Here is a 23,754-nt window from a genome sequence, read left to right on the forward strand (position 1 = left end):
GTCAAGAAGATGAGGAAATTAGGCAGACCAACCGGCCACCGTAAAATGATGCTCAAGAACATGGTTACATCGCTTTTTAAACATGGGAGAATAATCACCACAGAGACCCGGGCCAAGGAAGTCCGCCGGATTGCCGAAAAGATGATTACGCTGGCGAAAAAGAATGACCTGGCATCAAGGAGAATGGTGCTGGCAGAAGTTTTGGATGAAACCACTGTTAAGAATCTTTTCGATAAAGTTGCTCCTAAATATCAGGAAAGAAACGGCGGGTATGTCCGCATCGTAAAAATAGGTCCGCGCAGGGGAGATTCTTCCCCTATGGTAGTAATGGAGCTGGTATAGAGGTTAGGGGACACACCTCCTTTTCATGGGATAATAGGTGTGGGGACGCACCTCCTTTTCTAGGGCAGTCAGCTGGGGGAGGCGGAGGAACGTCCCCAACTAGGCTGGGGTAGGCGGAGGAATGTCCCCATTGAAGAGTTAGGGGACACACCTCTTTTTAGCAGAGGTCGGGGTTCAGAGGTCAGATTAAGTTGGATTTGCCGAAAAGGCAAATCCCTCAATTCCGACATCCGACTTCTGACATCTGGCTTCCGATATAGGGGTAGGCGGAGGAATGTCCCCATAAGAGGTTAGGGGACACACCTCCTTTTCAAAGGTATTCCTCTGGGGGAGGCGGAGGAATGTCCCCATAAATAGGCATAACTTGTAAAGGGGGCGGCATCATTGACCGCCGAAATCATCGCCCAGGGCGTATATTATCAATATACTCAGGGCAGTGACCTGGCTCTGAAAAATATAAACTTGAAAATCAATAAAGGGGAATTTGTGGCCATAATCGGACCTAACGGCTCGGGAAAATCCACCCTGGCCAAGCTTTTTAATGGCATTTTCATACCCACAAAAGGGGAAATATATGTGGATGGCTTGAACACCGCCAATAAGGAAGATATATGGAAAGTTAGGCAAAAAGCCGGTATGGTTTTCCAGAACCCCGACAACCAGATTGTCGCTACCGTCGTTGAAGAAGATGTGGCTTTTGGGCCTGAGAACCTGGGGATTCCGCCGGCGGAGATTCGCGATCGTGTCAGGCAGGCCCTGGAGGCCGTGGAATTGACAGAATTTGCCCATAAAGCCCCCCATCTCCTGTCCGGCGGGCAGAAACAAAGGGTTGCCATAGCCGGGATTCTGGCCATGAAACCGCAGTGCATAATACTGGATGAACCTACAGCTATGCTGGACCCTGTTGGAAGAAAAGAGGTAATAAACACCGTTAAAAAACTCAACAGGGAAGAGGGCAAAACCATCGTGCTCATAACCCATTTCATGGATGAAGCGGTCCAGGCGGATAGAGTGCTTGTAATGGCAAAGGGGCAGGTGGTTATGGAAGGCACTCCCAGACAGGTGTTCTCCAGAGTGGAAAGTCTGAAAAGAATAGGGCTGGATGTCCCGCAGGTGACCGAGCTGGCCCATCAGCTCAGGAATGCTGGTATCGAAATAAAGCCCGATTTACTGACATTGGAAGAGATGGTGGATTATTTATGTCAATTATTGTAAGAAACCTTACACATGTATATATGCCGGGAACCCCATTCGAATCCATTGCTTTAAAAGATGTTAACTGGGAGATTGCGGATGGAGAATTCTGGGGCCTTATAGGCCACACCGGCTCAGGAAAATCCACCCTCATCCAGCATCTCAACGGCCTGTTAAAACCCACTTCCGGTGAAATCATTGTAAACGGTGAAAACCTTCATGCAAGAAGCACGCGAATAAAAGAAATCAGGCAGAAGGTCGGTCTGGTATTTCAATATCCGGAACATCAGCTTTTTGAAGAAACGGTTGAAAAGGATGTGGCTTTCGGGCCGAAAAATATGGGGCTTCCGGAAGATGAGGTCGAAAGAAGGGTAAGAGAGGCTCTCGAACTGGTAGGGATGAAATACGATGCGGTTAAAGACAGATCACCGTTTGAACTCAGTGGAGGTCAAATGCGCAGAGTGGCCATAGCAGGAGTGCTGGCCATGAATCCGGAAGTGCTTATTCTGGATGAACCCACTGCGGGTCTTGATCCCATGGGCCGGGATGAGATCCTTGAAGAAATTGTCACGCTGAGGAAGAAGCGAAATATAACCGTTATACTTGTTTCCCACAGTATGGAGGACATAGCAAGGCTGGTTGATAAGATTGCGGTGATGCACCGGGGAAAAATGATAAACCAGGGTTCTTCCCGCGAGATTTTCAGGGACTACAGGGGCCTGACGGCCATTGGCCTTGGCATACCTCAGATAACTGAACTGATGCTGAAACTACGGGAAAAAGGCAAAGCCGTGTCCGGCGATATTTTGACGGTGGAAGAAGCCAGGGCGGAGATTTTGAAAGCCGTAAGGAGGAAGGGCAGTGCGTGAGATAACCATTGGACAGTATATACCGGGGAATTCTCCTGTTCACCGCCTGGATCCGAGGACAAAAATTATTATAACCCTGGCCTATATGATTTTGCTTTTTTTGCTGAACAATTTTTGGGGATATTTATTCCCAGTGGCATTTTTAGTTCTGGCATCGGTGCTTTCGGGAATATCCATAAAATACATGGTAAAAGGCCTGAGACCGTTAATCCTGATTATTGCTCTTACTTTCGTTTTGAACATATTTATGATTAAGGGGCGAATACTCTATGAAATCGGCCCCCTTGACCTGACTTATGAAGGACTGTACCAGGGAGCGTTTATGGCCATAAGGCTGGTGCTGCTCATCGTCGGCACTTCGCTTCTGACTCTGACCACCTCGCCCATATCGCTTACCGACGGCATTGAAAGGCTGCTTTCGCCTTTCAGGAAAGTGGGGGTTCCCGCCCATGAACTGGCAATGATGATGACCATTGCTTTGAGGTTTATTCCCACACTTCTGGAGGAAACCGACAAAATCATGAAGGCCCAGATGGCACGGGGAGCCGACTTTGAAAGCGGCAATGTCATAAGCCGGGCAAAAAACATGGTGCCGCTGCTGGTGCCGCTTTTCATAAGCGCCTTCAGGAGGGCAGATGAGCTGGCCATGGCGATGGAAGCCCGATGCTATCGCGGTGGGGAAAACAGGACGCGCATGAAAGAACTTAAAATGACGGGGCTTGATTTCGTAACATTTATCATATTTACCCTGATTGTCCTGGGTGCAATAGCCAGCCGGTATTTGTGGTAGGTGAGTTTCGTGAATGTGGAGATACTCCTGGAATACGACGGAACTGATTATCACGGCTGGCAGAGGCAAAAAAACGCCCGCTCGGTGCAGCAAGTGCTGGAAGAGGCAATAAATGCCATAACCGGGGAAAACGTCAGGGTCATCGGAGCGGGGAGAACCGATGCAGGGGTGCATGCCCTGGGGCAGGTGGCCAATTTCAAAACAAACACCCGCATACCGCTGGAAAAACTGCCCTACGCCATAAACAGCCGGCTTCCGGACGATATTGCGGTAAAAAGAGCCCGGGCGGTTCCGGAAGATTTTCACGCAAGGCTTTCGGCAAAGGCCAAAGTTTATACCTATACCATCTATAATGCTCCATTTCCGTCGCCGCTCCTTAGAAAATATGCATACTTTTTTCCGCTGCGGCTGGACATCGACGCAATGAAACAGGCGACCAGATATTTCCTGGGGGTTCATGATTTTTCGGCATTCAGAGCGCAGGGAAGCCCTGTAAAGACTTGCGTGAGGAAAATTTTTCGCCTTGAAGTTGACCGCACAGGGGATCTGATTAAGATTGAAGTTGAGGCCAACGGATTTTTGTATAACATGGTAAGAATCATATCGGGCACGCTGCTGGATGTGGGGCTGTGCAAGATTTGCCCCGAAGAGGTGGCATCCATTATCGAATCCGGTGACAGAGCAAGGGCGGGCAGAACCCTTCCGCCTCAGGGATTATGCCTTTTGAGAGTGGTTTATTAGCGGGCTTGACACAGGATTTAGCGTATAATAAAATTATTCTATGGTCTAGACGAGGAGGGAAAATGATGAGCACATTCATGGCAAAGAAGGAAGAAGTAAAAAGAGACTGGTTTGTAATAGACGCCACGGACAAACCTCTGGGGAGGTTGGCAGCGAGAGTGGCCATGATTTTAAGGGGAAAACACAAACCCACCTTTACTCCCCATGTGGATACAGGCGATCATGTGATAATAGTGAATGCGGATAAAGTGCGGCTTACAGGAAAAAAGCTGGATAAGAAACTATATATATATCATTCAATGTATCCCGGCGGCATCAAGTCTGAAACCTACAGGAGCTTCATGAAGAGAAGCCCCGAGAAAGCCGTCTATAAGGCTATTTGGGGTATGCTTCCGCACAACTCCCTGGGCCGCCGCATGATTAAAAAACTGAGGGTTTATAAAGGACCGGAACATCCTCACCAGGCTCAGCAGCCGAAATCATTATCCGTTGACATTTAACAGGAAGGAGGAGAGCAATGAAACAGGCAGTTCTTGCTACGGGAAGAAGGAAGACATCCGTTGCCAAAGTTTGGATGATGCCGGGCAGCGGTAAGATAATAATTAACAAAAAGCCCATGGATGAATATTTCGGGCTTGAGACGTTGAAAGTGGATGTTAGAAGGCCTCTGGAAGTAACAAATACAGCAGGCAAGTTCGATGTCATAGCCAGCGTAAAAGGCGGCGGTTTCACCGGCCAGGCCGGCGCCGTGAGGCACGGCATCGCCAGGGCCCTTTTAAAGATAGATAGCGAATTTAGGCCGGTGCTCAAAAAAGAAGGATTTTTGACAAGAGACCCGCGGATGAAGGAACGCAAAAAATACGGCCTCAAGAAAGCCCGCCGCGCTCCGCAGTTCTCCAAGAGGTAAAAGAAGGACAGAGTCCTTCTTTTTTTTTTAACCGACTAAATTGTTTTAGTAACCGGCAGGCGTCATCAGCTTAAAGCAGCCGTTTAACTTGATGTTCCAGGACTTGTGGCTGCACTTCGAGGGGCACATAGTTTTCTAGGTGCTGCCGCCTGCTTCCTGCATGGTTGGCCAAAATAAAAAAGAAGTGGTTGATTAAATAAAAAGAAATGATAGAATGATAAAGAAGGACTCGCTGATATATGGAAAGATTTTGTGAGATTTAATCAATATATGATTTTAACACTGTTGGGATAAGGATATAATAAGGATTAAGGATTGAAAAACAAGTAGAGATATATTATTATATTTATATAATTAAATATAAGTACAGGAAATGGAGGAATTTTTGTGTACGATGTTACTATTATCGGGGCCGGCCCGGCGGGGCTTTCAGCAGGCATATATGCCGCCCGAGCGAAGCTGTCCACGGTTATAGTTGAGAAAATGTATCCCGGAGGTCAGGCGGCTATCACCGACCGCATTGAAAACTACCCGGGTTTCAATGAGGGTATAGCGGGCGCTGAGCTCACCGACAGAATGAAATCTCAGGCGGAAAAATTTGGGGCCGAATTCTTGAATGGTGATGTAGAAAATATCCGTAAACAGGATGAAAAATTTATCATTCAGTTAAAGGGTGAAACCTTAGAGGCAAAGACCGTAATCCTTGCCACGGGCGCCGAGCCCAGGAAGCTGGGGGTGAAGGGCGAGAAGGAATATACCGGCCGGGGAGTATCTTACTGTGCCACCTGCGACGGAGCTTTTTACACAGGCAAGCCCATCATGATGGTGGGGGGAGGAGATACCGCCATTGAAGAAGCGCTTTACCTCACCAGGTTTGCCAGCAGCGTGCAGGTAGTGCACCGCAGGGATCAGCTTAGAGCGACAAAAATCCTGCAGGAGAGGGCATTCAAAAATGAAAAAATAAAGTTTATATGGAACTCGGCGGTTGAGGAAATAAAAGGGAAGGATACTGTGGAGGAAGTTATTGTAAGAAACGTAAAGACCGGTGACAGAACCCCGGTGCATGTTAAGGGAATCTTTGTAGCCGTCGGTTACGTGCCCAATACGTCTTTTGTAAAGGACCTGGTAAAATTGAATGAACAGGGTTATATAATAACCGATGAAAACATGGGTACCGGCGTGCCCGGCCTGTTTGCGGCGGGGGATATCAGGCAAAAGTCCCTGCGTCAGGTTGTGACGGCCGTAGCCGACGGAGCCATAGCCGCAGTGGAGGCGGGAAAATATCTGGAGAGTCTTTAGACTCTCTTGAATCAGAAAGGGGTCTTCGAATTGGAAAAGATCAAGGAAAAAGCTGTATTACTGGCGGACGAATTAAAGGAAGACATCTTTGAAGTGGCCGACGAAATCCATAAAAATCCGGAACTGGGCAATCAGGAATTCAAGGCTTCCAGACTCCTGAGAGAAAAGATAGCAAAATATGGATTTATAATCGAAGATGTAGAGGGGCTTCCGACGGCTTTTATCGCTTCAAAGAAAGGAGCCAAGCCGGGACCTACCATAGCGTTTCTGGCTGAATACGACGCCCTTCCCCAGATAGGCCACGCCTGTGGTCACAACCTCATAGCCGCAGCAAGCTTCGGGGCTGCAGCGGCTCTTGGAAGCCTGGGAGATGATCTTGCGGGAGAAGTGATGCTGGTAGGGTCCCCTGCGGAGGAAACTAACGGCGCAAAGGTGCTTCTCGTTCAAAAGGGGATATTTTCCAGAGTTGATGCCGCCATGATGGTACACCCCGGAAACAGGACTACCGCTTATGCCACATCCCTTGCCATGGAAGCTATAGAATTCACATACACCGGCAAAGCAGCTCATGCTGCAGCATCCCCCCATATGGGCATAAACGCGCTGGATTCCGTCATAATGCTGTTCAACGCCATAAATGCCCTCAGGCAGCAGCTTAAATCCGACGTCAGAATTCACGGTATAATAACCGATGGGGGTAAGGCTCCCAACATCATACCCGACAGAGCCGTGGCACGGTTTTACGTGCGGGCGAAAGAAAAGGCATACATGCTGGAAGTCAAAGAGAAGGTTATTGCATGCGCCAGGGCAGCCGAGCTCGCCACCGGAGCGAAGCTTTCATATGAGAATTTTGAACTGCCCTTCGATAACCTTATCACAAACAGGACCATGGCGGATATGTTCAAACAGAACCTGAACGAGCTCGGCTACACCGACATCAGCGATGAGGAAGAAGGCATAGGATCTACGGATATGGGAAATGTGAGCCAGGTGGTTCCAGCTATACACCCTCATATTGCCATAGCCGAGAAAAATGTGGCTCCGCACTCCATCGAGTTTTGCCGGGCTGCCGGTTCCGAACAGGGGAAAAAAGCCGCCCTCCTTTCGACAAAAGCAATGGCAATGACAGCGGTGGAACTTGCCGAAAAACCAGAGCTGCTGAAAAAAGCAAAACAAGAATTCGCAAAAGCAATTACCCCCTCCCTGTAGAGGTTGTTGATGAAACCTTGGGGCGCATAAATATCAACAATGATGACGGTAAACCAGAGGTTTATCCGGAAGAATTTTTCGAGCTGAAGACAAAGGTAAAAAACGGGACAGCTACATCCAGTGAAAAAACGGTGTTTCAGGAAAAGCGGGCGGAACTGGTTAAAAGGCTGCAGTGGTACAGCGATGAAGAGCTTTTTGATGTGGAATTGGCGTCATATTCCACTTCAAGTGGAAGCAAGAAAAACAAAAGCAAAAGCGCCAATTGTCTTCCGGCGAAAGTACTGCAGCAGATACGGTTGCAAATTCAGAAGTCGCAGAGGAACAACACGTTGATTCAACCGGGAACAAAAGCATTATGGAAAACAGGATTAAAATTAAAGATATATCGAATCACTGGGCAAGGCAAAGCATAGGTGGAATTTGATTTCAGCGATGAAACCGTGATTTCCGAATGGGCAAGAGACAGCGCAAATAAAGTTGCAAGTTGCGGCATTATAACGGGTTACCCTGACAGCAGCTTCAGGCCCAAAAACTCAATGACGCGCGCAGAAACGGCAACCGTTATGTTCAGATTGAGTAAGTTTATTGAATCAAGGTAAAATTGTTATGCCATGCTGCCGGCAGTATGAAATTGTCCGGCAGTTTTTGCTTTGTAGCCACTTTTTATTAATATATCAGAAAAATTTCAGTCTTGACAACTTTGAAATCAAAGTTGTATAATTATTATAGGTTGTGCAAGCGGTTGCACAAAATTTAATTGACCATGTTATATACGAAATGAGGGCTGATTTTATTGTCAAATAAGCAGATAAAAATCAGAGACGTTGCAATGGCGGCCGGAGTTTCCGAATCGACCGTGTCGAGGGTTCTTTCGGGAAACAAAAGGATAAGCGAGAAAACAAGGCAGAAAGTTATGAAAATAGTCGATGAAATGGGTTACAGGCCCAATGCCATAGCCACGAGCCTTGCGCGAAACCGTTCAAATTCTATAGGCATTGTGATACCAGATTCGGATGACGAGTTTTACTCCACAACATTTTTCCAGGAGGCATTGAGAGGCATATCCACAGTTGTGTCAGATAATGGATACGACGTATTGATATCATCCGGAAGGCCGAACGAAGTCACAGCGCTGAAGGAGCTCGTGGCAAGCCGTAAGGTCGATGGGGTAATTCTTATGAGGTCACATATAAAAGATCAGAGCATCAGATTTTTGCACGAGAGCAAATTCCCTTTTGTACTTATAGGGACCTCTGTAGAATATGACGATGTATATTCGGTTGACAATGACAACTTTGGTGCGGCCTTTGAACTTACGAAACACATCCTCGGGCAAAATCGCAGGAATATCGCATTTATCGGGGGCGGGAGCAATTTCGTATATACTATGGAGAGACTCAGAGGGTATGAAAAGTGTATTGAATCAAACGGCGCAGAGCTTCGCAAGGAGTATGTCAGGCTCGATATAGATACAGTCAGGAAGGCTTATGAGGCCATGTCCGAGCTGCTGCAGCTTAAAAGGCGTCCCGATGCAGTAATTATCACCGATGACACAGTCTGTGCCGGGATAATGGATAGCATTCGTCAAAACAAATTGAACATACCCGATGATATCGCTGTTGCCAGTTTTAATGACAGCCTTTACAACAGGCTTTCAATTCCGCCGATTACTTCGATATCGGTGAATTCAATTGAGCTTGGAAGGAAAGCTGCCGAAACAATATGCCGAATTCTCTCGGGTGATTCCGTTGATATCAAAAATATAAGGGTTGATTTCAGGCTTTTGGTCAGGGATTCGACGATTTTAAACCGGCTGCCGTAGATCTCATCGCGCATGCTTTACTTTCGGGTTCTGGGAATGGAGCATGACTGATGAGATCAAAAATCATAAAAAAAGAGGAGGAGAAGCATGAAAAGGTTAATGTGCTTGATTTTTACACTGGTGCTGGCGGTTTATTTGCTTTCCGGCTGTTCCGGCGGGGGCAAGACTGCGAATACCGAATCGAAAAATGCTGCACAGGCTGAAAAGGTGACAGTGGACGTCTTCCAGTTTAAGGTGGAGTTTAAAGACGCTTTTGAATCCGCAGCAAAAAAGTATACCGAATCTCATCCAAATGTGACTATTAATGTTACTACAGTAGGCGGTGGAACCGATTACGGAGCCGCTTTGAAGGCAAAATTCAATTCAGGGGAAGAGCCGGCGGTATTCAATGTCGGCGGCCCGCAGGATGTTGCTATTTGGAAGGATAAGCTTGCAGATGTGTCGGACACAAAGGCAGCCGGCCAGGCTCTTCCGGGCCTTTTGACCGGGGTTACGATCGACGGCAAGCCGTACGGGCTTCCTTACAACATCGAAGGGTATGGGCTGATATACAACAAGGATATATTTACCAAGGCCGGTATAAAGGCAGAAGATATCAATACTTTTGAAAAGCTTGAAGAGGCGGTAAAAACGCTTGATGCAAATAAGTCAAAGCTCGGCATAGATGCGGTATTTGCCCTTCCTGCAAAGGAAACATGGGTAACCGGGCTTCATATGTCAAACGCCTTTTTCTCCCCGGAATTTGACGGGGACATAATGAAAGCGTTCAACGCCAAGACCATAGATTTTAAATACCAGGATGCCATGAAAAAGATGCTTGACCTCCAGAACAAATATTCAGTACAGCCCACCGCGAGCCTTGATTATGCAGCGCAGGTTCAAAAGCTCTTCGGCACCGGCAGGGTTGCAATTATCCAGCAGGGCAACTGGGTTTTCCCTGACCTGAGCAAGATGGATGCCGATTTTGCACAGAACAAGATAGGCATGCTTCCGTATCCTGTTTACGGATACAAAGAAGACTGCTATCCCGTTGGAGTCCCCATGTACTGGGCTTTTAACAAAAACAAGGATCCAAACACGCTTGCGGCCGCAAAAGACTTTATTGACTGGCTTTATCTGTCCGATGAAGGCAAGAAGATAGTTATGGAGCAGTTCAAATTCATCCCGGCTTACAATGGCTATCCTTCGGATGCTGTAAGCGACCCTCTGGGAAAACAGGTTCTGGCGGCAGCCAGCCAGGGGAAAGCTATCAACTGGGTGTTTATGGGATACCCGGACGGTTGGGGGATGAACAAGCTTGGCCAGGATATTCAGCTTTATGTAAGCGGCCAGCTCGAATGGGATAAATTGGTTGATAACGCCAAAAAGACGTGGGCAGAGGCAAGAAAATAATTATAAAATAATTATAATCAAAGGCTTATTTAACAGAGGGCGTGCCGAAACCGCACGTCCTCATATTGTGGCCATTCGTTCAGAAAAAGAGGGGAATGCCTGCATATGAAAAAGAGAAAAAACAAAAATGCATGGTACTGGATGTTTCTGGCTGTATGTCTCGTCTCGCTTGTTATTGTCGTTTTCATACCGCTTGCAATTGGGATATGGTATTCCTTCACGGACTGGACCGGTATAAACAATCCCACCTTTATAGGAATGAAAAACTATGCAAGGCTGAAGGATGACAAATTGTTCTGGCATTCGCTGCTGTTTTCCGCAAAATTTTCCGCAGTATCAGTCATAGCTGTAAATACCGTTGGATTAGCCCTTGCAATGCTGGTTACCCGCAACATCAAGGGCAAAAATGCCCTCAGGACAATATTCTTCATGCCAAATCTTATAGGCGGGCTCATTTTGGGTTTTATCTGGCAGTTTATTTTTGTGGACATTTTTGATTCGATTTCCAGATTTACGGGCATAAAAGCCTTCAGCGGCTGGCTTGCCGACCCGAATACAGGGTTCTGGGGGATGGTAATACTTGCTGTGTGGCAGATGGGAGCATATGTCATGGTAATTTATATTGCGTTTATCGAAAGCATACCCGAGGAATTGCTGGAGGCTGCAGAAATCGATGGCGTCACACCCTTCCAGAGGTTCAGGCATATAATATTCCCACTTATTGCGCCGGCATTTACCATAAATCTATTTATCACCCTGTCAAACGGTTTCAAGCTGTTCGACCAGAACCTTGCTTTGACCAACGGCGGCCCCGGGAACATGACACAGATGGTTGCGCTCAATATATATCAAACTGCATTTGGCGAGAGCATGATGGCATATGCACAGATAAAGGCAGTTATATTCCTCGTAATAGTTGCAACATTTTCGCTTACCCAGGTGTACATCAACAAGAAACGGGAGGTGGAGTTATGACCAGAAAAACAGGGCAGGCATTTCTTGCCGCAATCGGTTTGATTTTGGGAATCATATGGATGTTCCCGTTTTATATTGTGCTGATCAATTCATTTAAGACCCAGAGAGACATTTTTATTAATACTATGGGGCTGCCGTCAAAATGGGTGATTGACAACTATATCACGGCAGCAGAAAAGCTCAACATTGCCACGACATTTTTCAATTCCCTGATTATAACCGTTGCAAGTGTCGCTGTGATATGCATTTTTTCGTCCATGGCGGCTTATGCCCTGGAGCGTGTCAAAAGCAAATCGAGCACGGTGCTGTTTCTCGTTTTTGCAACAGCTATGCTGATACCGTTCCAGACAGTAATGCTGCCGCTTGTGGCCGAATTTGGAAGGGTGCATATGCTCAACAGAATTGGGCTTGTATTTATGTATCTGGGCTTTGGCTCGCCCCTTGCCATATTCCTTTATCACGGCGCTTTAAAATCCATACCCAGGTCGCTGGATGAAGCTGCGATCATTGACGGATGCAGCAGATTCCAGGCATTCTGGATGATTATTTTTCCCAGCCTCAAGCCCACCACGGTGACGGTGGCGATATTGAATATAATTTGGATATGGAACGATTATCTGCTTCCTTCGCTTGTAATCAACAAAAAAGGGATGGAGACACTGCCCATCATGATATTTTATTTCTTCGGGCAGTACACCAAACAGTGGCACCTTGCGATGGCAGGCCTGACCATGGTAATCATTCCGGTGATAATATTCTATTTCCTGGCACAGAAGGAGATAATAAAGGGCATTACGGCCGGAGCGGTCAAACAATAGTTCTTCTTTTTTTAAAATAAAAAAATTCAACAAGAGGGGTAGAAACAATGGCAGATTTTTGGAAAAAATCAGTTGTATACCAGATATATCCCAAAAGCTTTAAGGATTCCAACAACGATGGCATAGGAGATTTGCGCGGAATTATTGAAAAACTTGACTACCTGCAGGAACTTGGAGTTGATATTATATGGCTCAATCCGGTTTATGCATCGCCGCAGGCTGACAACGGATACGACATAAGCGATTATTTTACGATTTATCCCCCTTTCGGAACGCTTGACGATATGAAGCAGCTTTTACAAGAGTCCCACCGCCGAGGCATTAAAGTGATGATGGACCTGGTGGTAAACCATACGTCGGATGAACACATATGGTTTAAAGAATCCAGAAAATCCAGGGATAACCCTTATCGAGATTTTTATATTTGGCGTGACGCAAGAGGGTACGATGATAACAGAAAACCCATTCCACCTAACAACTGGGGGTCATTTTTTTCAGGATCTGCTTGGGAATGGGATGAAAATACTGAGCAGTTTTATCTTCACCTGTTTTCTAAAAATCAGCCGGATTTAAACTGGGAAAATGATCTTGTGCGAAGAAAGATATATGACATGATGAACTGGTGGATGCAAATGGGTGTCGACGGCTGGAGAATCGATACATGCAATCTTTACTCCAAGCATACCTCATTTTTGGATTTTCCGAGCCGGGATGGAGAAAAATATGTAATAAGCCCCATGTATGCAAGGGGCCCAAGGATACACGAGTTTTTGAGGGAAATGAACCGTGAAGTTTTTTCACGCTACGATTGCGTAACGGTTGGTGAGGCGCCGTTTACCACGGCAGAAGAAGCGATTCTCTATACCGCGCCCGAGGAACACAAACTAAACATGATATTCACGTTTGAACATATGGAGATCGACAGCGCGCCAGGTTCCATGAACGGCAAGTGGGATATTGCTAAACTGAATTTGCCCAAGCTCAAAAAGGTATTTGAAAAATGGCAAAAAACGCTGTATAAAAAGGGTTGGAACAGCCTGTACTGGAACAACCATGACCAGCCGAGGATTGTTTCCAGGTGGGGCGATGATGGGCAATACAGAGTAAAGAGCGCAAAGATGCTTGCTTGCATCCTGCATCTCATGCAGGGCACCCCCTTTATTTACCAGGGAGAAGAAATAGGCATGACAAATTGCAGATACAACCTTGAAGACTATAATGATATCGAAATACACAATGCATACAGAGAAATTGTGCAGGAACAAAAGACAATGACACATGATGAATTTATGGAAGCGGTACATAAGAAAGGCCGCGACAATGCCCGCACACCGTTTCAGTGGGATGATTCGGAAAACGCAGGATTTTCATCGGCAAGACCCTGGCTGAAAGTAAATCCGCGGTATAAAGAAATCAATGCCGAAAAAGACAGAAAAAGCCCGGATTCCATATACTATTGGTACCAGAAGTTAATCAGGCTCAGGAAGGAAATGGAAATTATCACCGAAGGAGATTTCAACCTGCTGTTTCCTGATGATGAGGATATTTTTGCTTACATGAGAACATTCGAGGATGAACGCCTTATTGTTGTGGGCAATTTCAGCGGAAAGACTAGGGAAATCGAGCTTGACGGCCAGCTTGACGGATATGAAATATTATTGAAAAATTATGATGAACGATTGAGCATTTCAAACAGGATTACTGTAAAGCCGTGGGAAGTGTTTGCATTATATCGCGGACAGTGACAGTGACAAGGGGACGGATACGTTGCCTACTTCTTGGCATTCCGGCAGCCCACCTTTAGCGGTGAGCTGCCGACTATATTTATTGTATTATTTTAACAAATATTTTAACAAACCTATCCAGCGTTGAATAGAGGGTATTATTAATGGTGAAAGAATAACGGCGATGAGGGTGACGATTATCATTACATTTGTTTGATGCGCAGACTCTCTGATTTGATTTACTTCCGAATGTAGTTGCTCAAACTTATTATTTAAAGTAAGAATCTCTTGTTTTAATTCGTTTCTAACGGAATCTATTTTTTGATCTAATTCGTTTCTAACGGAATCTATCTCTTGTTTTAATTCGTTTCTAACGGAGTCTATTTTTTGATTTAGTTCTGTTTTTACGGAATTTATTTCGTGTTTTAATTCGTTTCTAACGGAATCTATTTTTTGATCTAATTCGTTTTTAACGGAATCTATCTCTCGTTTTAATTCGTTTCTAACGGACTCTATTTTTTGATTTAGTTCTGTTTTTACGGAATTTATTTCTTGTTTCAGTTCTGTCCTTAACAACTCCGTTTTTGAATCGGTTCTATCCCTTAAATCATTTATCTGTTGCGAAAGATAAAAATATGCTATTTCGCTTATTTTTGCCATATTAGTTTCGTTTGACTCGGTTCCACTGGCAATTTCCCTTTTGGCTTTTGATAAATCCTCCATCGGCATACTCATCACATCCTCTCCCCTGATTAATTTTACCATATTCGTGTAAGGACAACAACTGTTTTAATATAATGTTTGTGGTTATTTTATGATAAGGTTAATTGATGTTTGCAAAGCCTCTAAATGAACAGATTACAAGTGCGGCTGAAATGGATACAGCTTTTTCCATTCGCTCACTATGCTTACTCCACTTTTATAATAGAGATATATACGCCCTGGCGTTCACTGCTGATATATTCATTATTTTTATCTTTTTTATATAAATTTTTATCGGCTACTCCTACTATAGTATCTTTGTAACAGCCAAACCACTGTATATAATCATATCCTTTATCGAGTTCATCTTTTGTGAGGCATACCTTTATGTTTTTTTCTGTTATGTATTTATAGATTAGCTTTGTGCTTCTAAAATCCTCACTGTAGTCCTTGCTGTAGATAACATTGCCGTCACAGATAGTGGCATAGTTTACATCATTATCTATTAATATTTTATCGCCTGTCTTAAAGTTATGGAGAAAAAGATTTTCCTCTTCGAAATCCCCATCGTCATCTTCTTTATAAATTAATATATTCCCATCAAAACATGAATATTTAGGATGCTTTTTGCCGCAAAAAACTTCTTTTATAGTTCCATCCGATAAGCTGGCAACTTTAACTACCCATTTTTCATTAACGATATCGGGGAAGGCGACATAACCATCTTTTACTTGAAGAAAGGTATATGGATCCTTTAGATGGTTCATTCTGGCGATTTCCACCACTTTGTTGTTAGTGAAATCGTATGTGTAAATGATGAAATGGCGGTGATTGTCGCTATCTGTGTAACTCTCTATCCATATTATCGTATCACCGTCATTATTTATCCTGGCCAGCAAATCCTGACTATAAGGAGATTTTTCACTATCACGCAATGTAATTATCTTTTTGGTAGTGAGATTGTAAGCTTGGATCTTCCATGGAGTGGGTATAACACCTTCAACCCAGAATATCCAGTTTTTTCCGCTTAAAGTGTCATCTATTTCTTCGGAATAATCATGTGTATAAATAATGTCTTCTTTCATGGTATTTATGTCAAGTAAACTTATAAAGTCAGTTTTATATTTTCGGTTTCTTATAGTAGGAACGTTATTATAAACCACCCGGTTTTGATAAACGCTAGGCATTGAAACGTCATCTGTCCTTGTTTTAAAATATTGTATAGTGATATTCAAAGATCCGGGGTCGGCTTCTTCTGCCATCTTATTGTATTTGACAACATTTTTAACCTCGCTGTCATCAGTAGAAATCTCCGTCTTATTTGAATTTATTTGTTCATCTTTTAAGAATTCCTGAACAAGCCTTTCTTTTTTAGCTGTCTTTATATAGTTTTTTATACTGCCTATTATTGAATCATGAGGTCTGTTCTGGTAAAAATTAAAATATATGGTAGAGCTTATTAAAATTGCTGCTATAACGATAGCAATTGATAATATATGTTTTTTAGACATGAGCCATACCCCCTTGATGGATTACAATATTTTAAAAGATGAGGGGGCATACAATTAAAATGTATGCCCAAAGGGCTTTACCATATTAAATTGGCTACACCAACCGAATTATAGTATTCATATAAGGCTTCAAAGACATCATTAAAGTCTTCCGTATATTTACCGCCGTAGGTGGAATCATAGTGACAATCAGCCAGGCCTATTTTATCTTTATCGAAATCTTCATAATCCAGGTATTTCCATCCCGATATAAAATGATTTGTATTTTTTTTGTATCGGTCTAAATATTTTGTTTGAACTAAAAATACTACAGCATGGTCGTAATTAAGATCTCTTTTAATCTTTCTTTTTAATGATGTTTTTGAACTTGAATTTTCTTTAATAGCAACTGCACCATAATAATCGTCGGGAACATATTTATTTATCGCATCTCGTACGTCATAAATAGATGAACCTTTCATTGTTGTTCCTATATCATCGGCCAAAGTAACCTGTTGGTCAGTATATTTTTTATAACATGTATGTTCAGTCGAATCTGGATGAGCCCAATTGCTTTTGCTTGTGTTATCATAATCTCCGTCCTTACAACATGTTTTATACCACCATAGGCTCTTTGAACTGACCGGCACTGATTTCAACTTTTCATCAAATTCTTCATATCTATCATACTCGGAGTAATGCCAATTATAGATGGTTTGAAGGGCAGTAGCTGGGCCGCAATAATATGCTGTTATCTGAGGGTATACAGGGACATAAGTTGCATATCTGGTATAATCTGTACCGTAAGCATCAACAAGTTTTTGACCCAATTTTCCATATTTTTGCTCTTGCAGAATAAATTCTTGAACATGTTTTTCCTTCTCAGCATTTTTTATGGAGTTTTCTGCTTCTTTTGGGTCAGCTTTTTTAATAGCATTTATAGATAAATCTTCGATAAATTCTTCATCGGTTGCATAAATCGTATTATATTGTTCAGCAAAGGCAAAAGAAAAACTAGAATATAAAATCAACAACCCAATTAATATTACCAGTTTGAATTTAGTCATGATAAAATCCTCCTAAAGCTTATTTTATTAGCAACTTTTTTGATCTAAGAACAACGAACTTATTAAACTTACATTAAATAGCTCAAGGGAACCACCATCTTTCCCATAAATTACCTTTCTACTATAAATAAAGACATCGAGCCTCAAAAATTATTCCATGAAAATCCACTTTTCTAAAAAAATTTTTTTAAAAAAATAGAACTTTTTTTGTATTTTTTCGTCTTTTATATGAGAGGTACGGTAGTGTAAAAAGTTATATGAAAAACTTAAATCTATACCAACCTCCACGCCGGGCAAGCCCGGCACTGCGTTGCAACAGATATCTTCGGTGCATCCGGAACAGCCATTATGAAAGCTCTTATCGAAAACCCCGAAGAAGCAGATCCTGAAGAACTGGCTCAACTTGCTAAAGGAAAACTTCGCAGAAAGATTCCGGAGCTTATGGAAGCTTTGAATGGAAAAATGGACAAACACCATGCAATGATGCTGCAAATGGTTCTGGAACATCTTGCGTTCATTAGCGAACAAATCGAGGAACTGGATAAACTGCTTGAAGAAAAATGCAAGCCTTATCAGCAATATGGAATTTATTGGAAGCAAATCTTGTAATATGGGTAAAAAACTCCATAAAATATGGCCGTTGAACGTCTTGCCGATAAATATGAAACATATAATAAAACACAATTGCCTATTCTTAATTGCCCTGTTTATGATGACAATGAAGAAGAGATGATAGATCAGGTAGCAGATGAAAATGCTGATATGTCTGAAGAAATCTGCAGTAGTATGGAAGTTGAGAAAAAATTATCAAAAAAGCTAACAGAAAAAGAAAAGACAATAATCATAAATACAATTTTACTTGTCTACACCGAAGCCGAAACAGCCAAGAAGTTTGGGATATCCCGCCAAGCAGTACATAAGGGAAAAAAGAGAGCATTGGAGAAATTGAGAAAAGAGTATTTAAAGGATGAGTATTGGAAGATGAAGGACGATTAAATCCATGCCATATTAAACGAATTTAAAAACTAAAATATTTTTTTATTTTTTTTGTACGAGAGGTTGTTATTTTGAGGTGTAGATGTAATTTTATATAGTAGAGGGAAAAATTTAGGGAAAGAGGGTGGTTCCGTTGAGCGGTTATATATAAAGTTAATATCCCAGGTTGAATTCTAAAATAAAAATTACAAGAAACATCCTCTATCAAGCAAGCATGACATTAGTAGCCAAGAACCAATGCTTTAAAGCCTTATACCACCACTTTCTCCACAGGCCTCAAAACCCCCTCAAAAAAAAGCAGGCATTAATAGCGATTTCTCTCAAATTATTAAGAATCATGTTTGGCCTTGCCAGAAGAATACTATGATCCTCAAAAAGTATTGGGAGAATACCGTATATAAACCAGATTAAACAAGCAGTTTAAAATCTAAAGTCAAAAAGTCCTGGGTGGGGTATGCTGTAATCCTCTATAAGGGCATAGACCCCGTATACAAGTATCGTTGCAGCCCCACCTGCCCTCATAAGGCAGAACGAAGGAATGTTGCTAAGGGCCATGACCCCGAAAGACTAATAGGGTAGCCGAGGGTAAAATGGTGTGGGTCTCACCAGGACATAACTTTAAATAAAATATTATAGCTGTGGATATGCCGCAGTTGTGGACTTGATGGATAACCCTTCGGGTTACCCACAAGGCCCACAGCTGCTTGGACAACGCTTTACGTTGCCCACATATCCACAGCTACGACTACTGCTATTATTTAAAATCTATAAAAAAAAGAGCTATAAAGCTAATCTTAAAATATTGAGATAGGAGGTTTATAGATGTATTTCAAGTTTATGGGAAAAGTTACCAGTTTATTAATAATTATGGCGTTGCTTTTTTCTAGCGTACCTTATAAAGTTGCAGCATCTAATGAATATGAATCTGATAGTAAAACGAATTTCCGTTTTATTAGTATAGATTTAAATCACACTGAATATACTTATGACGAAAACGGTGAGTCTTATAAAGTTATCGAAAATACAAATTCTGATATGAGCGTTATTGAAACTAAGATTTATCAAAAGAAACAATCTAATGAATATGTTTTGTTATCTGAGTTTACAACAAAAGTCCAGAGGCAAGGTGATGCTATAGCGGTAACAACAATTAAAGATGGTACTTCTACTGTGGATATAATAAGTTTAGAACCAGTAAACGCAAATGATAGTGCGAAGAAAATAGAAAGCATTGTAACGCCTAGTTCCGATTTGACACCATGGACATTTTCCACAAGCTATAATGGTAGCAGTAAAATAACTAAATATACATTTAGTGTAGTTGTCGCTATACTTACTCAAGCTGCTGCTACTTATCTTGGAGGACCTGCTGCTGCAGGTACTTTGGCAGGAATCCAAGCAATAGCAGAAATAATTATATTAGAGTCAATTCCAACTGTATATTACAGAAAGTATGTTTATTATAAATATATTATTGGAACTGATCCACCACTTCCGAGAGCAGAAAAATGTTACACTTACTTTTATAGAGATTCAGAGAGAACTGACCTAATTGGTTCCACAGTTGATGAGTATTACGTACCAGGTTGGTCTTAATATACCAAAGAAAATGTAATATGAATTAGCTAAATTCCCCCGATAAAAGTCGGGGGATCTTATATAAAAATAAATTAAATAATTGTACATTATATTATATTAATAATTGATAATTATTATTTTGGTAAAAATAAGATGTTTATTGACTTTAACTAGATTTATGATAAACTCGATTAAGGAAAAATAATAAATGTTATATTTGAAAATTCTTTTATACTACTATTTATGTAGCTAGATATAGTGGTGGAATGGAGGTTATTATGACTAATTGGAAAAAAGCAGTTATAAATTGGATTATTGGTATACTTGCGATCCTTTTCGTGCATGTAATTTATTTTTTAATAACCAAAAGAATATTACTGGAATCATTTATTATCACTTTAATTCTCTTTTCTATAACTTATTTTATTTTTTATTTCCTTACTCATAATAAACAGTAATGACGAAAGGGGCACATTTTTCCGTTTCTATAAAAAAGATCGATGTGAAAAATTTTAAAGAAGCAAGAATCCTTTCAGACGGAAACGGCCTGACCCCCTAACTCCGGAGATTATGCACTAAAAGGTTTAATTTTTGCAGTGTTACTCATGAATGCTTCATAAAACTTGTTTGGTGCCATGAAATTTATACTCCCATGTATCCTGCGCTGATTGTAGTATTCCATATACTCTGTTATGATGGAATAAGCCTCCATAAAGCTGTTAAACTCATTTCTGCTGTAGCATTCATCTTCTAAAATCGAATGAAAAGATTCTATATGGGCATTCATGTTTGGCGTTTTTACAGGTATTCTTTCGTGTATCAGGCCTAATTCCTCTATTGTTTCTTCAAATCGGTTTGAAATAAATTGCGGTCCATTATCTGTTCGTATTTTTGGCAGGACCATGCCTTTTGCAAGGCCTCTTTTCGCCAGGGAATTTTTTAGCACTCTTGTTGCATCCGCTGCTGTGCAGGATAATCCTAGATGAGAGCGGTCAAATACGTCTATGAGGGATAGCTGGAAAAAGAATGAATCTGTGCCTGTTATGTAGCCATATGGGTAGCCATCGCCGCATATTAATTCGCAAAGCCATTCTTTTATTTGGTCATCGGATATTTTTTCACCTTTGTTGGTTAAGGAATATCCCGGGATTGGCCTGCCACCGGTATTATTGCTGGCAACAGATGCGTTGATTTCCATATCCTCTTGAGTGTTGTTCTTTCTTGAGATGTTTTCATAATATGTGGATGGGGAAAGGCCGACAAAGCCCAGGATAAGGGATGCTCTGTAACCCTTATTTATCCACTTTGAAGCTATTTCGACTTTGTCGGTTACCGAGGGTTTACTCTATCCCTCAGTTCTCTCAGGATTGCAAGTTCAAGTTCTTTTTCTCCCAAGAGTTTCTTCAGGGTGTTGTTTTCTTTTGCAACATCTTCTAGTCTTTTTTGTATCTCGATGATGCGTTTTTCGTCGTTCCTTGGGAGCGGTGTTACTGAGCCCCTTTTTCTGATGCTTCGCATCCATCCATGTATGGTGTTGGGTAAGATTTCATGCTTCGGGCTACCAGGGATACGTTGCCTACTTCCTGACATTCCTTTATGAGTTGCTCTTTGAACTCTTCTGCATATTGTTTTTTTGTCATTGATGTCAACCCCCTATTGTTATATTATCATTTATACGGATTTTCTCCAAGTACGTTAGGGGGCTATATAGAGAATATAACTATGCAAATATTGTTGAAACTGCAAGAGGATCAATATGGTATTTGATTTTAGATAAACCGCAATTTCCTGGACGTAACTTTATCGCGTTATCAGATAACGGAAACATACTTTATGAATATCCTTAATTAGGTAAAAAATAAGGGTCAAACGCCTCGGAGCATACTTATAAGTATGAATAACAAGAAGAGCATGTATTCATTATCCAAGAGCCTTATGCCATGTAAAGGTCAGGATAAAAATCGGTGCATGGGAAGCTTCTGTGTATCAATTCAAAGTAATGGATCAATAATTTTTACCAAGTGAAATATAAGTATCTATTCAATAAGATAATGCGGATATTCCCTAATGGAAGTATAAATATCCGGCGTTAAACCGATTAGGGAAAGTATCTTTTCCAAAGGCTCCTCATTAGGAATCTCGGGAAGAGCCCGGCATTCCTTGTCACCTTCAACATAGCCTATGGTCTGTATAGGCTTTAATAACTCAAGAATCCTATTGCCGGTTGGTTTTTCAGTCTTTACTTTGCCTGCTACGAAGATATATTCTCCCTGTTCTTCCAGAGCTTTTCTCATTCGCCTTTGCAGTATCTGGTAGATGAAAAGAGCAAGAAAGAGCACATAACACAAAGCTTCTATTCGGCTTTCCTTCTTTAAATATATGGCATCAAGAAAGATGGGGCTCTTTAAAAATCTAAAGGATGTCTCTACGGTGGTTTGATTTTTATACTCTTTTAGAATATCATAAGGAGATTTATCCAGCCTGTTTGTAATAAGTACAAAACAGCTGGCCTGCTCTAAAGCTTTTTGCTTGGCATCGTTGTCGAGTTCACCTAAAGTGCATTTTATCTGGTATACTGTCTTGGTTTGAGGTATATAATCCTTTGGGGGCCTACCTTTACCTTCTCTTTTAACGGGTTTTGTTCTTTCAATTACCTGAAAGTCCAATGGGTAAAAATCATTATCATGATCTTTTTTGAAAAGCTCTATTTGCTTTTGAGCATCGGCTTTGCAGAAAAACTCTCTTGAGCTTAATTCTCGAGTTTCTTTTTTAAGTGTTTTGCATAGTTCATCCAGTTTTTTATCTATGCTTTTGGTCTTTCTTTTATCAAGTTTGGAGGAATGAACTACTACAAACTTGTATTTAATGTCATCAATTGTCCTGATAAATTCCTGAACTTTATACTCGGCGGCATTTTTTTGATTGGAGATTTTGCCTATAAAGGTCCAATCATTCTTTTTCCATGCAAGGTCAATGAGGTTTTTCTCCAGTTCAAAGGTGGCGGGAAATCTTGAAATAAAATACAGTTTTTTATGCATCTTTTTTAGGTTATCTTTTGTTATTAGAGCCGAATCTGCTACATAGATGAGCGATGTTAAGTCAATTTTATCAAGGTCTTTTGACAGGACATCGATAAATTCATTGTTCCATGTTTTATCATCTTTATTTCCATCTAGAGGCTGCCCTAATACCGGTATACCATCTTGATTTACACACAGGCCTATTTTTAGCTGTTTTAGATCCGGGCGGTGATCTTTGCTATGGCCACATACCAGCTTTATGAATGAATTTAGGTCATCGTCTTCTTGATTTTCATATTCACCGTAAACACTTACAGATGTGGTATCTGAGTGAAGATGTGTAATGGTTATATCCTCGCTGCTTAATGCTTGCAGAATAATGGATGATATTATTTTCTTGGGGTTTGATTCTGCAAGTTTATCTAATGCTCTTGCAAGGCAGTCATCGTTTAAATCTTGCAAAAGGACTCCTTTACCAAAGAGGTTGGCAAGATCCTGGTAAAGGTAAAATCTGCTGACTAAATAAAGGGGTGCTCTTGTTGCAAGGATGTTTATGACCAGAGCTTTTATTCTTATCCCCGGGGATAATTTGCACTGGGAAGCATCCCAGGGTAAGAGTTTATCCAGGTTTTTGCCTATATTTAGTTGCTCCCATATGGCGGAGATAACTGGTGCTGGGCCTGCGTTGAATATTTTCATTTTGTTCATCATAACATCACCAGTTATCATAATACAACAATTCTGAAAAAAGTACAAGTCCAATTTTTACCAATTTGGCTTTTTTTGAAAAATTTTTTGAGATGTTCATTAAAAAATGTT

General features: G+C 41.8%; 23 protein-coding genes and 2 pseudogenes. 20 read left to right on the top strand and 5 right to left on the bottom strand.

What is annotated here, in order from left to right:
• Positions 1-9 precede the first annotated feature (9 nt).
• The 16 genes from rplQ to AC6I1H_RS11175 all read left to right on the top strand — a co-directional run bounded on the left by rplQ (position 10) and on the right by AC6I1H_RS11175 (position 14,103).
• Positions 10-342 carry a 50S ribosomal protein L17 gene (rplQ, locus tag AC6I1H_RS11100; protein ID WP_497737654.1) on the top strand — a complete coding sequence of 111 codons (333 nt, stop codon included), beginning with the start codon at positions 10-12 and terminating at the stop codon, positions 340-342.
• Positions 343-726: 384 nt separating this feature from the next.
• Entirely contained in the window at positions 727-1,557 is an 831-nt protein-coding gene (locus AC6I1H_RS11105; RefSeq protein WP_497737655.1) for an energy-coupling factor transporter ATPase, read from the top strand.
• Positions 1,542-2,405, top strand: coding sequence for an energy-coupling factor transporter ATPase (locus AC6I1H_RS11110; protein ID WP_497737656.1), 864 nt, complete (start codon positions 1,542-1,544; stop codon positions 2,403-2,405). Before AC6I1H_RS11105 ends, AC6I1H_RS11110 begins: the two co-directional genes overlap by 16 nt.
• Complete coding sequence (locus tag AC6I1H_RS11115; protein WP_497737657.1) at positions 2,398-3,195, top strand: energy-coupling factor transporter transmembrane component T family protein; 798 nt, start codon at positions 2,398-2,400, stop codon at positions 3,193-3,195. Before AC6I1H_RS11110 ends, AC6I1H_RS11115 begins: the two co-directional genes overlap by 8 nt.
• 9 nt (positions 3,196-3,204) lie before the next feature.
• Positions 3,205-3,936: a tRNA pseudouridine(38-40) synthase TruA gene (gene truA / locus AC6I1H_RS11120; protein WP_497737658.1), complete on the top strand. Its 732-nt coding sequence runs from the start codon at positions 3,205-3,207 to the stop codon at positions 3,934-3,936.
• A 65-nt stretch (positions 3,937-4,001) separates the two neighbouring features.
• Positions 4,002-4,436 carry a 50S ribosomal protein L13 gene (gene rplM, locus AC6I1H_RS11125; RefSeq protein ID WP_497737659.1) on the top strand — a complete coding sequence of 145 codons (435 nt, stop codon included), beginning with the start codon at positions 4,002-4,004 and terminating at the stop codon, positions 4,434-4,436.
• 17 nt (positions 4,437-4,453) lie between these two features.
• The gene (rpsI, locus tag AC6I1H_RS11130) at positions 4,454-4,843 is read left to right on the top strand and encodes a 30S ribosomal protein S9 (protein WP_497737660.1); all 390 of its coding nucleotides are present in this window, start codon (positions 4,454-4,456) and stop codon (positions 4,841-4,843) included.
• 387 nt (positions 4,844-5,230) lie between these two features.
• Complete coding sequence (gene trxB / locus AC6I1H_RS11135; RefSeq protein ID WP_497737661.1) at positions 5,231-6,142, top strand: thioredoxin-disulfide reductase; 912 nt, start codon at positions 5,231-5,233, stop codon at positions 6,140-6,142.
• Between the two features lie 30 nt (positions 6,143-6,172).
• Positions 6,173-7,351, top strand: a complete 1,179-nt coding sequence (locus AC6I1H_RS11140) for a M20 family metallopeptidase (RefSeq protein WP_497737662.1) — start codon at positions 6,173-6,175, stop codon at positions 7,349-7,351.
• A 17-nt stretch (positions 7,352-7,368) separates the two neighbouring features.
• Positions 7,369-7,764, top strand: coding sequence for a hypothetical protein (locus AC6I1H_RS11145; RefSeq protein WP_497737663.1), 396 nt, complete (start codon positions 7,369-7,371; stop codon positions 7,762-7,764).
• Positions 7,765-7,950 carry an S-layer homology domain-containing protein gene (locus AC6I1H_RS11150; protein ID WP_497737664.1) on the top strand — a complete coding sequence of 62 codons (186 nt, stop codon included), beginning with the start codon at positions 7,765-7,767 and terminating at the stop codon, positions 7,948-7,950.
• 194 nt (positions 7,951-8,144) lie between these two features.
• Complete coding sequence (locus AC6I1H_RS11155) at positions 8,145-9,173, top strand: LacI family DNA-binding transcriptional regulator (RefSeq protein WP_497737665.1); 1,029 nt, start codon at positions 8,145-8,147, stop codon at positions 9,171-9,173.
• An 87-nt stretch (positions 9,174-9,260) separates the two neighbouring features.
• Positions 9,261-10,565 (top strand): ABC transporter substrate-binding protein, encoded by a 1,305-nt coding sequence (locus tag AC6I1H_RS11160; protein WP_497737666.1) that lies wholly within the window; start codon positions 9,261-9,263, stop codon positions 10,563-10,565.
• A gap of 105 nt (positions 10,566-10,670) precedes the next feature.
• Positions 10,671-11,540, top strand: coding sequence for a carbohydrate ABC transporter permease (locus AC6I1H_RS11165; RefSeq protein WP_497737667.1), 870 nt, complete (start codon positions 10,671-10,673; stop codon positions 11,538-11,540).
• The gene (locus AC6I1H_RS11170; RefSeq protein ID WP_497737668.1) at positions 11,537-12,358 is read left to right on the top strand and encodes a carbohydrate ABC transporter permease; all 822 of its coding nucleotides are present in this window, start codon (positions 11,537-11,539) and stop codon (positions 12,356-12,358) included. The genes AC6I1H_RS11165 and AC6I1H_RS11170 overlap by 4 nt, the downstream gene beginning before the upstream one ends.
• A gap of 47 nt (positions 12,359-12,405) precedes the next feature.
• A complete protein-coding gene (locus tag AC6I1H_RS11175; protein WP_497737669.1) occupies positions 12,406-14,103 on the top strand; it encodes a glycoside hydrolase family 13 protein in 1,698 nt (565 codons plus the stop codon).
• An 87-nt stretch (positions 14,104-14,190) separates the two neighbouring features.
• Here AC6I1H_RS11175 and AC6I1H_RS11180 read toward each other — a convergent pair whose 3' ends face one another.
• The 3 genes from AC6I1H_RS11180 to AC6I1H_RS11190 form a co-directional block, all read right to left on the bottom strand.
• Positions 14,191-14,817 (bottom strand): hypothetical protein, encoded by a 627-nt coding sequence (locus AC6I1H_RS11180; RefSeq protein ID WP_497737670.1) that lies wholly within the window; start codon positions 14,815-14,817, stop codon positions 14,191-14,193.
• Between the two features lie 173 nt (positions 14,818-14,990).
• A complete protein-coding gene (locus AC6I1H_RS11185; RefSeq protein WP_497737671.1) occupies positions 14,991-16,295 on the bottom strand; it encodes a hypothetical protein in 1,305 nt (434 codons plus the stop codon).
• Positions 16,296-16,372: 77 nt separating this feature from the next.
• Positions 16,373-17,341, bottom strand: a complete 969-nt coding sequence (locus tag AC6I1H_RS11190; protein WP_497737672.1) for a hypothetical protein — start codon at positions 17,339-17,341, stop codon at positions 16,373-16,375.
• 348 nt (positions 17,342-17,689) lie between these two features.
• On the opposite strand from AC6I1H_RS11190, the gene AC6I1H_RS11195 reads away from it, so the two are divergent.
• The 4 genes and pseudogenes from AC6I1H_RS11195 (at position 17,690) to AC6I1H_RS11210 (ending at position 19,933) form a co-directional block, all read left to right on the top strand.
• Positions 17,690-17,950, top strand: a complete 261-nt coding sequence (locus AC6I1H_RS11195; RefSeq protein WP_497737673.1) for a hypothetical protein — start codon at positions 17,690-17,692, stop codon at positions 17,948-17,950.
• 24 nt (positions 17,951-17,974) lie between these two features.
• Positions 17,975-18,337: a sigma factor-like helix-turn-helix DNA-binding protein gene (locus AC6I1H_RS11200; RefSeq protein WP_497737674.1), complete on the top strand. Its 363-nt coding sequence runs from the start codon at positions 17,975-17,977 to the stop codon at positions 18,335-18,337.
• Between the two features lie 190 nt (positions 18,338-18,527).
• Positions 18,528-18,738 (top strand): annotated as a pseudogene (locus AC6I1H_RS11205) (IS110 family transposase); the annotation flags it as partial.
• A gap of 421 nt (positions 18,739-19,159) precedes the next feature.
• Entirely contained in the window at positions 19,160-19,933 is a 774-nt protein-coding gene (locus tag AC6I1H_RS11210) for a hypothetical protein (RefSeq protein WP_497737675.1), read from the top strand.
• A 550-nt stretch (positions 19,934-20,483) separates the two neighbouring features.
• Here AC6I1H_RS11210 and AC6I1H_RS11215 read toward each other — a convergent pair.
• Positions 20,484-21,555 (bottom strand): annotated as a pseudogene (locus AC6I1H_RS11215) (integrase core domain-containing protein).
• Positions 21,556-21,951: 396 nt separating this feature from the next.
• Entirely contained in the window at positions 21,952-23,643 is a 1,692-nt protein-coding gene (locus tag AC6I1H_RS11220; protein ID WP_497737676.1) for an IS1634 family transposase, read from the bottom strand.
• Between the last annotated feature and the right edge of the window lie 111 nt (positions 23,644-23,754).

It is taken from the genome of Biomaibacter sp. TOL (genome assembly GCF_059717795.1).

Bases quoted from the DNA above. Each gene is read 5' to 3' on its own strand.
- rplQ (WP_497737654.1), top strand. From the start codon at position 10: ATGAGGAAATTAGGCAGACCAACCGGCCACCGTAAAATGATGCTCAAG.
- AC6I1H_RS11110 (WP_497737656.1), top strand. From the start codon at position 1,542: ATGTCAATTATTGTAAGAAACCTTACACATGTATATATGCCGGGAACC.
- rplM (WP_497737659.1), top strand. From the start codon at position 4,002: ATGAGCACATTCATGGCAAAGAAGGAAGAAGTAAAAAGAGACTGGTTT.
- rpsI (WP_497737660.1), top strand. From the start codon at position 4,454: ATGAAACAGGCAGTTCTTGCTACGGGAAGAAGGAAGACATCCGTTGCC.
- AC6I1H_RS11160 (WP_497737666.1), top strand. From the start codon at position 9,261: ATGAAAAGGTTAATGTGCTTGATTTTTACACTGGTGCTGGCGGTTTAT.
- AC6I1H_RS11165 (WP_497737667.1), top strand. From the start codon at position 10,671: ATGAAAAAGAGAAAAAACAAAAATGCATGGTACTGGATGTTTCTGGCT.
- AC6I1H_RS11170 (WP_497737668.1), top strand. From the start codon at position 11,537: ATGACCAGAAAAACAGGGCAGGCATTTCTTGCCGCAATCGGTTTGATT.
- AC6I1H_RS11175 (WP_497737669.1), top strand. From the start codon at position 12,406: ATGGCAGATTTTTGGAAAAAATCAGTTGTATACCAGATATATCCCAAA.
- AC6I1H_RS11180 (WP_497737670.1), bottom strand. From the start codon at position 14,817: ATGAGTATGCCGATGGAGGATTTATCAAAAGCCAAAAGGGAAATTGCC.
- AC6I1H_RS11185 (WP_497737671.1), bottom strand. From the start codon at position 16,295: ATGTCTAAAAAACATATATTATCAATTGCTATCGTTATAGCAGCAATT.
- AC6I1H_RS11190 (WP_497737672.1), bottom strand. From the start codon at position 17,341: ATGACTAAATTCAAACTGGTAATATTAATTGGGTTGTTGATTTTATAT.
- AC6I1H_RS11195 (WP_497737673.1), top strand. From the start codon at position 17,690: ATGAAAGCTCTTATCGAAAACCCCGAAGAAGCAGATCCTGAAGAACTG.
- AC6I1H_RS11200 (WP_497737674.1), top strand. From the start codon at position 17,975: ATGGCCGTTGAACGTCTTGCCGATAAATATGAAACATATAATAAAACA.
- AC6I1H_RS11210 (WP_497737675.1), top strand. From the start codon at position 19,160: ATGTATTTCAAGTTTATGGGAAAAGTTACCAGTTTATTAATAATTATG.
- AC6I1H_RS11220 (WP_497737676.1), bottom strand. From the start codon at position 23,643: ATGAACAAAATGAAAATATTCAACGCAGGCCCAGCACCAGTTATCTCC.